11 protein-coding genes are annotated in these 11550 nt (G+C 71.7%); 4 read left to right on the top strand and 7 right to left on the bottom strand.

The genetic code is table 11. The annotated features are described in order from the left end of the window. Nucleotides 1-32 precede the first annotated feature (32 nt). The gene (locus C1I92_RS26960; RefSeq protein WP_111257723.1) at nt 33-1760 is read left to right on the top strand and encodes an MFS transporter; all 1728 of its coding nucleotides are present in this window, start codon (nt 33-35) and stop codon (nt 1758-1760) included. On the opposite strand, the gene C1I92_RS26965 is transcribed toward C1I92_RS26960, so the two are convergent. Together C1I92_RS26965 and C1I92_RS26970 are read right to left on the bottom strand one after the other, a co-directional pair. Beyond that, nucleotides 1726-2334: an acyl-CoA-like ligand-binding transcription factor gene (locus C1I92_RS26965; protein WP_111257724.1), complete on the bottom strand. Its 609-nt coding sequence runs from the start codon at nt 2332-2334 to the stop codon at nt 1726-1728. The two genes, C1I92_RS26960 and C1I92_RS26965, sit on opposite strands and share 35 nt — an antisense overlap. A gap of 133 nt (nt 2335-2467) precedes the next feature. After that, the gene (locus C1I92_RS26970; RefSeq protein ID WP_111257725.1) at nt 2468-4678 is read right to left on the bottom strand and encodes an MMPL family transporter; all 2211 of its coding nucleotides are present in this window, start codon (nt 4676-4678) and stop codon (nt 2468-2470) included. A gap of 260 nt (nt 4679-4938) precedes the next feature. Between C1I92_RS26970 and C1I92_RS26975 the strand changes: the two genes are divergently transcribed. The 3 genes from C1I92_RS26975 to C1I92_RS26985 are packed head-to-tail and all read left to right on the top strand — an operon-like array spanning nt 4939 to nt 8370. Then, nucleotides 4939-6582 (top strand): metallophosphoesterase family protein, encoded by a 1644-nt coding sequence (locus C1I92_RS26975; RefSeq protein ID WP_199521635.1) that lies wholly within the window; start codon nt 4939-4941, stop codon nt 6580-6582. A gap of 40 nt (nt 6583-6622) precedes the next feature. Beyond that, the gene (locus C1I92_RS26980; protein ID WP_111257726.1) at nt 6623-7717 is read left to right on the top strand and encodes a hypothetical protein; all 1095 of its coding nucleotides are present in this window, start codon (nt 6623-6625) and stop codon (nt 7715-7717) included. A gap of 29 nt (nt 7718-7746) precedes the next feature. After that, nucleotides 7747-8370, top strand: a complete 624-nt coding sequence (locus tag C1I92_RS26985; protein WP_146605304.1) for a hypothetical protein — start codon at nt 7747-7749, stop codon at nt 8368-8370. Nucleotides 8371-8374: 4 nt separating this feature from the next. Here the strand turns inward: C1I92_RS26985 and C1I92_RS26990 are convergent, their stop codons facing one another. The 5 genes from C1I92_RS26990 to C1I92_RS27010 all read right to left on the bottom strand — a co-directional run. Further along, nucleotides 8375-9100 (bottom strand): ZIP family metal transporter, encoded by a 726-nt coding sequence (locus C1I92_RS26990; RefSeq protein WP_111257728.1) that lies wholly within the window; start codon nt 9098-9100, stop codon nt 8375-8377. Between the two features lie 36 nt (nt 9101-9136). After that, nucleotides 9137-9538, bottom strand: coding sequence for a PIN domain-containing protein (locus C1I92_RS26995; protein ID WP_199521636.1), 402 nt, complete (start codon nt 9536-9538; stop codon nt 9137-9139). Further along, nucleotides 9535-9834: a type II toxin-antitoxin system Phd/YefM family antitoxin gene (locus tag C1I92_RS27000; protein WP_111257730.1), complete on the bottom strand. Its 300-nt coding sequence runs from the start codon at nt 9832-9834 to the stop codon at nt 9535-9537. The genes C1I92_RS26995 and C1I92_RS27000 overlap by 4 nt, the downstream gene beginning before the upstream one ends. A 32-nt stretch (nt 9835-9866) precedes the next feature. Then, on the bottom strand, nt 9867-10790 hold the full coding sequence (locus C1I92_RS27005; protein ID WP_111257733.1) for a S66 peptidase family protein: 924 nt from the start codon (nt 10788-10790) through the stop codon (nt 9867-9869). Nucleotides 10791-10801: 11 nt separating this feature from the next. Next, nucleotides 10802-11550, bottom strand: a 749-nt coding sequence (locus tag C1I92_RS27010) for a S9 family peptidase (RefSeq protein WP_146605305.1), incomplete at its 5' end; no start/stop codon positions are given.

Here is an 11550-nt window from a genome sequence, read left to right on the forward strand (position 1 = left end):
AACCGGCCCCGATGTGACGAGGAGCGCGAACCATGACGGCCGCCGACCACCCGCAGGCCCCCGATCGACGCCGCTGGCTGGCGCTGGCGGTCGTCCTGACCGCCGGTTTCATGGACCTGCTCGACGTGACCATCGTCAACGTCGCGCTCCCCAGCATCCAGCGCGACCTCGGCGCCGGCTACGCCGAGCTGGAGTGGATCGTCGCCGCGTACGTCCTCGGGTTCGCGGCGACGCTGATCACCGGCGGGCGCCTGGGCGACATCGCCGGACGCAAGCGGATGTTCCTCGTCGGCGTGGCCGGCTTCACCGTGGCGTCCGCGCTGTGCGGCCTGGCCACCGGACCGGCGACGCTCGTCGCCGCGCGGTTCCTCCAGGGCGCCGTCGCCGGCCTGATGGTGCCGCAGATCCTCGCGACCATCCATGTCACGTTCCCGCCCGCGGAGCGCGCGAAGGCGTTCGGGCTGTGGGGCGGTGTGATGGGGTCCGCGTCGGCGGCCGGGCTGATCTTCGGCGGCCTGCTCGTGGAGGCGGACCTGCTCGGACTGGGCTGGCGCCCGATCTTCCTGGTCAACATCCCTGTCGGCGTCGCGGCGCTGGTCGTGGCCTGGTTCGTCGTCCCGGAGTCGAGGTCGCCGGCCGCGCCCCGGCTGGACCTGCCCGGCGTCGTGCTGGCCGTGACGGCGGTGCTGATGCTGGTCTATCCGCTCACCGAGGGCCGCCGGCTCGGCTGGCCGCCCTGGACGTTCCTGGTGCTCGCCGGCGGCGTCGCACTGCTCGCGGTGTTCGCCGGCTACGAGCGGTGGCGGACGAGGACGGCGGGATCGCCGCTGGTGGACCTCGAGCTGTTCCGGCGCCGCGGCTTCACTGCCGGCATGCTGGCCTGGCTGATCTTCTGGATCGCGCTCGGCGGGTTCTTCCTGGTGTGGACGCTCTACCTGCAGGTGGGGCTGGGCTGGCCGGCGTTGCGCGCCGGCCTGACGGCGGTGTCGTTCGCGCTGGGCGCGATGGCGGCGGCGGGGCTGTCGGTGCAGGTCCTCACCCCGCGGTTCGGCCGGCGCGTGCTGATGGCGGGCGCGCTGCTCAACGGGGCGGGGTTCGGGGCGTACGCGTGGGTGATCGCCGGCCGCGGCCCGGACGTCGAGCCCTGGCACATGATCGCGCCGCTGGTCGTCGCCGGCGTCGGGTTCGGCCTGATCGTCGCGCCGATGATCGACCTCGTGCTCACCGGCGTGCCGGTACGCGCGGCGGGCTCCGCGTCGGGGCTGCTGAACACGACGACCCAGGTCGGCATGGCGTTCGGGGTGGCGCTGGCCGGCGTCCTCTACTTCGGGCAGATCGACGACCACTCCGGTCACGGGGTCGCCGAGGTCACGCCCGCTCTGCAGGACGAGCTCGCCGCGGCGGGCGTTCCGGCGGCCGAACGGGACGGCATCGTCGCCGGGCTGGCCGCGTGCGTCCGGGACTGGTCCGCGGCCGTCGATCCCACCGAGCCGCCGGCCAGTTGCCGATCGGACGCGGCGGCCGGACCGGACGAGGTGCGCGACGTGGTCGCGCGTGCGGCCGAGCGGGCCAACGCCTACAACGCGGCCCGGGCGTTCGGCGTCACGCTGTGGTGCGCGGCCGGCATCCTGGCCGTCGTCCTCGCCGCGCTGTTCGCGCTCCCCCGCCGGGTCCGCCCGCGCGACCTGGGCGCCGAGCTGGCGGCCGACGTCGCCGGGCCGCCGGTCAGGACCGGCCGGGCTCCGGGAGACCGGCCCTGACGAGCGCGAACGCTTCGGCAACCAGGTCGCGCAGCAGTCGGTCGTGCTGGCCCAGCGCCCAGAGGTCCATAGCGGTCTTGACCGCGTGGCCGGCGGCGCCGGCGATGAGGTGCGGGTAGAGGTCGCGGCTCGCGTCGGTGCCGGTGCGGGCCGCGATCGTCTCGGCGAACCGGCGGCGCATGGTGTCGAGGGCGGAGAGCTGGCTGGCAATGACCGCGGGGTTCGCCTTGATCATCTCGAGCTGGCGAATCAGGCGGGCGTGGCCGTCGGCGCTCTCGTCGACGGAGTCGAGGAACACGTGCTGCAGGCTGTCCCACATGGGCTCGTCGGCCGGTCGCTTCTCGAGCTCGTCGGTGAGCCGCTCGGCCCAGTCGATGATGGAGGCGACGATGGCCTCCTCGCGGCTGGAGAAGTAGTTGTGGAATGTCCGGGGCGACACGTCCGCCGCCGCGGCGATGGCCTCGACGGTGACGTGCTCCACCCCCAGCTCGACGGCGAGCCGGTTGGCGGCCGCGGCGAGCGCGGCGCGGGTGGCCGCCTTCTTGCGCTCGCGCAGGCCCACTTCTACTGTCATGGCAACGACCTTAGCGAAAATTTGCAGAGTCAGCAAAACTGCCGACTGAGAAAAGTTGCATCCCGGCGCCGGACAGGCGGACGGGCGGCCGGGACCTCTCCGTCCGGCCGCCCGTCCTCTTTCACCGGGGGGTCTAGCGTTGCGCCGGCTCCGGTTCCGGCGCCGGCTCGGGCTCGTCGCGCAGCTGCCGGGCCAGCTTCTCGCCCTCGACGTCGACGTTGGGCAGCAGCCGGTCCAGCCAGCGCGGCAGGAACCAGGCCCGCGCTCCGAGCAGCGTCATGACCGCCGGGACGATCGTCATCCTGACGACGAACGCGTCGAACGCGACCGCCACCGTCAGCGCGAGGCCGATCTGCATGATGACGTCGTCGCCGCCGAAGATGAACGCGGCGAACACGCTCATCATGATCAGTGCCGCGGCGGTGACGACGCGGGCGCCGTGCTGGAAGCCGATGACCACCGACTCCGTCGGCGCCGCGCCGTGGACGTGCTCCTCGCGCATCCGGGTCACCAGGAACACCTGGTAGTCCATGGCCAGGCCGAACACCGTGCCGATGATGAAGATCGGCAGCATACTGATGATCGGGCCGGTCTGCTCGATGCCCAGCAGGCTGTTGAACCAGCCCCACTGGAACACCGCGACCATCGCGCCGAACGTCGCGCCCATGGTGAGCAGGAAGCCCAGTGCGGCCTTCAGCGGCACCAGCACCGACCGGAACACCAGCATCAGGAGCACGAACGAGAGCCCGACCACGAGCGCCAGGTACGGCAGCAGCGCGTCGCTCATCCGCTCGGAGAAGTCGATGTTGATGGCCGTGCTGCCGGTGACCGCCACCTCCGCGCCGGCCTCCTCGCCGACCGGGCCGAGCTGATCGCGGATGTCGCCGACGAGTTCCTCGGTCTCGGAACTGCCCGGGCCGAACTCGGGCACGACGTTGATGATCCACGTGTCGCCGGCCTCGTTGGGCATCGGCGGCGACACGTTGACGACGCCGTCCATGCCCTGCAGCGAGCCGGCGACGGTGTCGGCGGCGGCCTGCGGGTCGGGGCTGTCGACACCGTCGACGACGATCGTGAGCGGGCCGTTGAAGCCGGCGCCAAAGCCCTCGACGGTGAGGTCGTAGGCCTTGCGCTGCGTGGTGTCGGGCGCCGAGCTGCCCTCGTCGGGCAGGCCGAGCCGCAGGTCGAGCAGCGGCGCGGCGAGGGCCAGCATCGCGACGACGGCGACCGTGAGCACGGCGACGGGCCGCCGCGTCACCATCGTCACCCAGCGACGGCTCAGCGTGGGCCGGTCGTCGTCGGTCCGCTCCTTGATGCGGCGCAGGCCCGGGATCTTGCCGCCCATGACCCGATGCTTGGCGAAGCCGAGCAGCGCCGGCAGCAGGCTGAGCGCGATGATCACGGCGACGCCGACGGTGAGCGCGGCGGCCAGGCCCATCTGCGTCAGCATCGGGATGTTGACGATGAACAGGCCCGCCAGCGCGATCATGACGGTGAGGCCGGCGAACACGACCGCGGACCCGGCGGTGCCGACGGCGCGACCGGCCGCCTCCTCGGGTTCCCGGCCGACGGCCAGCTCGTGGCGGTACCGCGAGACGATGAACAGCGCGTAGTCGATGCCGACGGCCAGGCCGAGCATGAGCGCCAGGATCGGCGTGGTGGACCCGATGTCGATGAAGCCGCTGGCCGCGGTGATGGCGGACATGCCGATGACGATGCCGAGGACCGCGGTGAGCAGCGGCAGTCCGGCGGCGATGAGCGAACCGAACGTGATGATCAGCACCACGGCCGCGACGGCGATGCCGATGAACTCGGTGGCCGGCGGCTCCTCCTCGCTCATGGCCGCGTCGCCGCCCAGCTCGACCGTCAGGCCGGCGTCGCGGCCCACGTCAGCGGCGGCAGTGAGCCCCTCGCGCGCCTCGTCGGTCAGCTCCTCGAACGGGACGGCGTAGGTGACCTGCGAGAACGCGATCGTGCCGTCCTCGGACACCGTCCCGGACTCGAACGGGTCGGGCACGTCGGCGACTTGCGGGGCTGCCGTCACCTCGGCCAGGACGTCCTCGACGATGGCCTGGTTCGCCGGGTCGGTCAGGGTCTCACCCTCGGGCGCGGCGAACACGACCCGCGCTTGCACGCCGTCCGTGTTGCCGCCGGGGAAGCGCTCCTCGAGGAGGTCGAACGCCTCCTGGGACTCGGTGCCGGGGATGGAGAACGAGTCGGACGTGGGCCCGGACAGCGTCGAGGCGCCCACCCCGAAGATCGCCACGAGGCCCAGCCAGATGGCCAGCACCAAGCCACGGCGCCGGAACGCGAACCGGCCGAGCCGGTAGAGGAATGTCGCCACCGAAGACTCCAAGCGTGTGTGGAAGAGCAACGTCAGAACAGCACGGCGAACCTGTGAGCAGCCTGAGAGCGACGTGTGCCGCGCCCCACTCCGGTGTGAGACTGCGACTACCAGCCTGCCCCATCCGCAATCTGACACTAACTTACTTCTTGCGGATCGCGCAAATCTTCTCGCCAGGCAAGTTTTCTCGACGGGTGCTCGTCATCTCCCCTTTGCCCGATTCCGGACCGCTGGTCATCTCCGGCTCCTACGGTCCGGCCATGACGATCCGAGCGCGCAGACGCGCAGGGGTGACGGCGGCCCTGATGAGCGCCGCGGTGGCCGCCCCGCTGGCGGTCATGGGGACGACGGCGGTCGCCGAGGAGACGCGGGTGGGTCAGCAGACCCTCTGGCGCGAGAGCTTCAACAGCCTGTCAGGCGAGGCCGGCGACGGTTACACGCACCAGCCGCCGCGCGGCTGGTCGGTCGAGGTCACGCCCGAGATGGAGGCCGGCGGCGTCGACGACTGGCGCGGCTGGTCGTTCACGACGCGTGAGTACTGGACCGCCGCCGAGGACCAGATGCGGTTCCGGTTCGGCCGCGCGGACGACGTCATCGCCGTCGCCGACTCCGACGAGTACGACGACGCCCCCGGCGCCGCGGGCCGGTTCGACACGACGCTGGTCTCGTCGCCGGTGCGGGTCTTCGGCTACGACGAGCTGGAGCTGACGTTCGACTCGCACCTGCGGCCGTGGACCGGGCAGTCGGCCACCGTCACCGTCGCGTTCGACGGCGGCGAGGAGACGACGCTGCTGCGCTACGACTCCACCAACACCGCCAACGACTACGACGCGGATCTGGCCAACAGCACCGAGGCGCTGCGCTTCGCCGTCCCGTCCGGCGTGCGGCAGGCGGTCTTCCGGTGGCGGCTCGACGCCCCGCGCAACTCCTGGTACTGGGCGATCGACAGCGTCGCGGTGCGCACCACGGCGACCGCGACCCCGTCATTGGACGACGCCACGCAGCTCTGGGTGGTCAGCGACATCCAGGGTCATCCGCGCGACTTCGCCCACGGCCTGCGCGACCTCGACGCCGTCCGCCCGGACGCCGCCGGCCTGCTGATCGCCGGCGACATCGTGCCCACCGGCACGACCGCCGAGTGGCGCCAGATCGACGACGTCGTCGCCGGGGCCACGTCCGCCGGGATCATGCCGGACCAGCTCGTCGCGGCGATCGGCAACCACGAGAGCTACGCGGCCGCGTCGTGGGAGACGCTGCGCGACCGGTTCCTCGACTTCGCCGGCCGGGACAAGGTCTACGGCGAGTACGTGCTGTCCGGTGGCGGCGGCGAGGTGCCGGTGCTCGTCATCGGGCAGGAGTTCCCCCGTCCGCCCGAGGTCGGGATGTCCGACGAGCAGGTCGCGTGGCTGGACGAGCGGCTGGACTACTGGACGGAGCGGAAGAAGCAGGTCCTCGTCATCGCCCACTTCCCGCTCGGCGACACGGTCTCCGCCTCGTGGATCCCCTGGTACCACGAGTCCTACGACCGCAACGACGAGCTCACGGCCATGCTCGGCGACCACCCGAACGCGATCTTCCTCAGCGGGCACACCCACTACCCGTTCGAGCTCGGCGACTGGGCCGTCCGGCGGCGGGTCCCCGGCGGTCACCCGGACGGGTTCCTCGCCATCAACACCGGCGCGATGCACATCGAGTGGGACGCCCGCGGCGAGTCGACCAGCAGCATCACCGAGGTCACGACGCGGGACATCAACCGCGGCCTCACCATCGACGTCTACGCCGACCGGGTGATCATCGAGGCGCGCGACTTCGGCCTCGCCGGTCCGAGCGGCGACAACGAGGTCAACGAGGTGCTGCGGCATCTCGAGGTCGCGAACCCGCTCCTGCACGGCCGGCGGCGCTGATCTGCTCCGAGTCCCTCAATCAATCCATTACCGTGAGCCTATGCAGGGCGGCAGCGACGGCGACGGCGTGCGACACGCCGCCGAGTCGCTGCGCGCCCTGCGCGACGAGCTGCCCACCGCGGCCGAGCACGTGGACGGCACGGTCCGCAAGCGGATCGAGGCCGTCACCGGCGCCGTCGAGCAGGCCGCCAAGGGCGTGGGCGCGGAACTGCGGGGCGAACTGCTGTCGAGGGCGCACGAGATCCGGCTGATCGGCACCGAGATGGCGGCGGCGCGCGAGGACGCGTTCGCCGCCGTGTCGCATGTGCTGTCCGGCTACGCCGACGAGATCGAGGCCCTGCTGCGCCCGACCGACGGCGGCGGCCCTCCGGCGATCGCGGTCCCACCAGCGCTGACCCCGCCGCCGGGTGTGATGACCACGGCCGAGGAGACCGCCGCCGTCCAGCAAGATCTCCCGGACGATGACGCCCATCAGGATGCGATCGCCGCTGTGGTCGCGTCCTGCCCGGTCGACTATCGGCTGCTGGTCGGGGAGTTGCTCAGCGATCGCTCGGCGCACGCGGTCGAGCGTCACGGCCACCATCTCACCTCCGCGCAGATGATCGCCCGGCTTCAGTGGCTCCTGGATCCGGCCGGCATCGACGGCTGGCGTCTCAACGCAGATGGTTCCGTCGAGTCCTGGCGCAAGCACAAACACGGGACGCATCAGGTCGGCGCCGCAAGTGGCCACTACACCTCGCCGCAGGCGGTTGCCAAGCCGCTCGTCGCGCTCCTCCGCGCCGCCGGTGGCACGAGGGCAGGGCTCGATGCCTTGCTCGACGCCGAGGCCGACGGAGAGACGATCGCCAAAGTGTTCCTCCGAGTAACCGACACCGGCGTCACGGCACAGGACGTCCACACCCAACGGGCACCGGGCACGGACACAAAGGACGGCAAGAAGATGTGGCAACGGGCACGCCGGGGCGCCATGGCCGGTATGGGCGACGCGCCCGACGTGCGTGCGTACGACATGGTGAGCGGTGGCAAACGTCCAGGTAGCCTGATCGTCTTCGCGAAACGCCCGGATGGGCCGTGGCGGCTGCTCACGAGCTACTTCGCAGACGATCCGCAACGAGTCGAGTACCTGGAGCCGTGATGGAGCAGACGCCTGAGTTCAATCGGTGGATGAAGGTCTTCAGCCACGACCAGGACGAACTCCTCGACTACTACTACGAGGCGTGCGAGAGCGTTCCTCAGTGGCTGGAGACGAATCACAACGACATCCAGCGCTTCCGTGACGAACTGGCAGCGCACATCCGCGACTCGTCCGAGGGACCCTACGCGTCGGAGACACAGTGGACCACGGATGAGATCCTGCGGGATCTGTGGTTCGACGTGTTCGGGGCGGAGCCGCCGCCGGATGACCCGTACCCGGTTCCGGGCGAGCGCTGGGGGCGGCATCGCATGACCACGTATATGGAGGACATCCCGACGAAGGACACGGCGAGGGTGCCCGAGTCCACTCGTCGTTGGCTTGCAGCGCGAAACGTCACGTTCGAGGACCTGGCGGCGTACCACGAGCCGGGCGCGGAGGTGGAGTACTCGCGGCCGGAGCCGCCGGGATTCCGGCGCCGGTTGGAGGAGCTCACCGCCGCCGGGAAGCGGCAGGGGCCGGCCGAGGGCGAGCGGGCCGCGGAGGCACGGGCCGATCTCCTCGATGCGCAGCGGAGCTACCGCGAAACCGGCCACGAGGAGCAGGCGGCCGCCGTCGACAAGATCCTGGCCGACCGGGAGCCACGCGACGACTGAGCGGTCAGGCGAGGGTGCTCAGCCCGAACGCCACGCTGAAACCGAGCACCGTCACCAGCCCCGTCGACGGGCCGCCGAACTCGTAGGCCTCGGGCACCATCGTGTCGGTCAGCATGGTGAGCAGGGCGCCGGCCGCGAACGCCTGCACCAGCGCGACCGTCTCACCGCCCGCGGAGCCGACGAAGTACCAGCCGGCCCAGGAGGCGGCCCCCGCCACGATCGTCGTGCCGATCCAGAGCAGCAGCACCGACCGGGCCGGGGTGCCGGACTTGAGCAGCCCGGCGGTCGCGGACATCGCCTCGGGCAGGTTGGACAGGAAGACGGCGGCCAGCATGGCCACACTGACGCCGGCGCCGCCGGCCAGCGTGGTGCCGAGCACGACCGACTCCGGGACGCCGTCGAGCACCGTCCCGAACGCGATCGCCGCGCCCGCGCCGCCCGCCTGCGCCCCCGTCGAGCGCTTCCGGTCCGCGCCGCCGAGCCGGTCGATCAGCAGGTCACCGGCGTAGAACGCGACGGCGCCCGCGGTCAGTCCGGCCAGCAGCACCCAGCCGCTGCTGTGCTCGAACGCGTCCTGGACCAGGTCGTACGCGACCGCGCTGATGAGGACGCCGGCGCCGAACGCCATGACCAGCGCGACCACCCGCTGCGGCAGCGGGCGCACCATCACCAGCAGCGCGCCGACGATCAGCGACGAGCTGGCCAGCAAGCCCCATAGCAATGCGCTCACAGCATCGGACGATAGCGACCGCGGCCGCCGCCCGAATCAGATTTCGATCACCTCGACGACACGGACGACATCGACGAAGTCAGCCGGGTTGCGGGTCAGCAGGGGCAGGCGATGGGCCGCGGCGGTCGCGGCGATCTGCAGATCGAGGCGCCGTGGACGTGGGTTGCGCCCGTTGTGCCGGACGAGCGAGGCCAGCGTTCCGTACAGCCGGGCCGCGTCGACGTCGAAGGGCAGGATCTCGAACGCGGTAAGCGCCCGTTCCAACCGCCTCGACCGCGCCAGCCGCTCGACCGGGTCGTCGACATCGAGCCCGTAAGACAGCTCGGCGATGGTGACCGTGCTCAGCGCGGCAGGGGCGGAAGCGTGTGCCCCGAGGTCTACCGAACCCATGTCGATCACGACCGAAGTGTCGAGCAGGATGCGGGAGGTGGCGGTCACCGGCGCTTGGCCCGCTCCCACTCGTCGGTCAGCGGATCGTCGGGCCCGAAGATCTCGTCGTCCGCCCGGCGCTCGGCGGCCCATCGCTCCGCATCGATCGGCGGCAGCCGGCGGAACTCCTCCTGCAGTTCGCCGAGGGTCGGACGGGCGACGGACGGCGCGTCTCGCTGGTGGGGGATCAGGTCTGCCACCGGTACCCCCCGCCGAGTGACGACGAAGCTCTCGCCGGCCTCGACCCGGCGGATGATCTCCGCGTTGTCGTTCCGCAGCTCCCGCTGCCCGATCACCTCAGTCATGGCACGACTATAGCGCTGGTGCTACATATGTGCTACATCAGCGCATCCGCACTGAGGGTGAGCGTGCCGGCGGAAGCGTCCAGTGTCGCCCGCACCCCCAACGGCACGGTGATCGACGACGGGCCGTGGCCGAAGCCCAGCTCGGTGACGATAGGCACCCCAAGCGGGCCCAGCCGGTCGAGCATCAGGTCCTCCACCGGCTCGCAGTCGTGCCAGGAGCCGAGCGCGATGCCGGCGACCCCGTCGAACCAGCCGGCCCGCAGCAGGTGCGTGACGAACCCGTCCAGCCGGTACGCCTTCTCCCCCACGTCCTCCAGCAGCACGATCGCCCCGGCGGCGGACGGCAGCCCGGACGGCGTGCCCAGCTCGGCGGCCAGCAGCGCGAGGCAGCCGCCCGCCGTCACGCCGGACGCCACGCCGGGCACGAGAGCCCGCGCCGACGACGAACCCAGCACCCGCGCGGCAACAGACGACGGCGAGAACAGCAGCGCCCGCAGCCCCTCCGCCGTCGACGAAGACGTGACGAACGCCTCCGTCGCGACCATCGGCCCGTGCACCGTCGCCACCCCGAGGAACCGGGCGAACGCCGCGTGCAGCGCGGTGATGTCGCTGTACCCGACGAACACCTTCGGCGGGACAGCCGCCATCGCGGACCAGTCCAGCAGCGACGTGATCCGCTGCACCCCGTACCCGCCGCGGGCACACAGCACCGCCGCGAACGACGGGTCGCACCAGGCCGACTGCAGGTCCGCCGCCCGCTCCGCGTCGGTCCCCGCCAGGTAGTCCAGCGACGGGTGGACGGAGAGCACGTGCGGCATGACGACGACGTCCAGGCCCCAGGAGCGCAGGATCGCGCAGCCGGCGTCGAGGCGGTCCTTCGGCACCGGCCCGGCCGGCGCGACGACGGCGACCCGGTCGCCCGGGACCAGCCGGCGCGGCCGCCGCAGCGGGGCCATCGCGGCCTCCGTCACGACGGCGTGAACCCGAAGACCTTGCCGTACAGCGCGAGCTCCTTCTCCAGCGCGGTCACGATGGTCTCCTTGCGCCGGAAGCCGTGCTGCTCCCCCTCGAACGCGACGTACTCGTGCGCCGGCCCGCCCACCTCGTCGATCCGCTCGACGAACCGGGCCGTGGCGGCCGGCGGGCACACCTCGTCCTCCAGGCCCTGGAGCAGCAGGAACGGCGCCGTGAACTTCTCCGGGGCGTTGATCGGCGACCGCTCCCGGTACCGGTCCTCCGTCTGCGGCCACGGCCCGACCAGGCTCTCCAGGTACTGCGACTCGAAGTCGTGCGTCTCGCCGGTACGGAACGCGACGAGGTCGAGGACGGGGTACATGATCGTCGCGCAGGCGAACACGTCGGTGAACGCCAGCGCCGCCGCCGCGGTCCAGCCGCCGGCCGACCCGCCGCGGATCGCCAGCCGCGCGCCGTCAGCGATGCCCTCGTCGGCCACCGCCTTCGCCGCAGCCACGCAGTCCTCGACGTCGACGACGCCCCACTGCTCGCGCAGCCGCTCGCGGTACGGGCGCCCGAACCCGGTCGAGCCGCCGTAGTTGACGTCGACGACGCCCAGGCCGCGGCTGGTGAAGTAGGCGATCTCGAGGTCGTGCACCATCGGCACCCGGCCGGTCGGCCCGCCGTGCGCGAACACGACGAACGGCGGCTTCTCCCCGCCCACGCCGCCGAACCGGGACCCCGACGGCGGGTAGACGACGG

The organism is Jiangella anatolica, from assembly GCF_003236295.1.
GTDB classification, from domain to species: domain Bacteria; phylum Actinomycetota; class Actinomycetes; order Jiangellales; family Jiangellaceae; genus Jiangella; species Jiangella anatolica.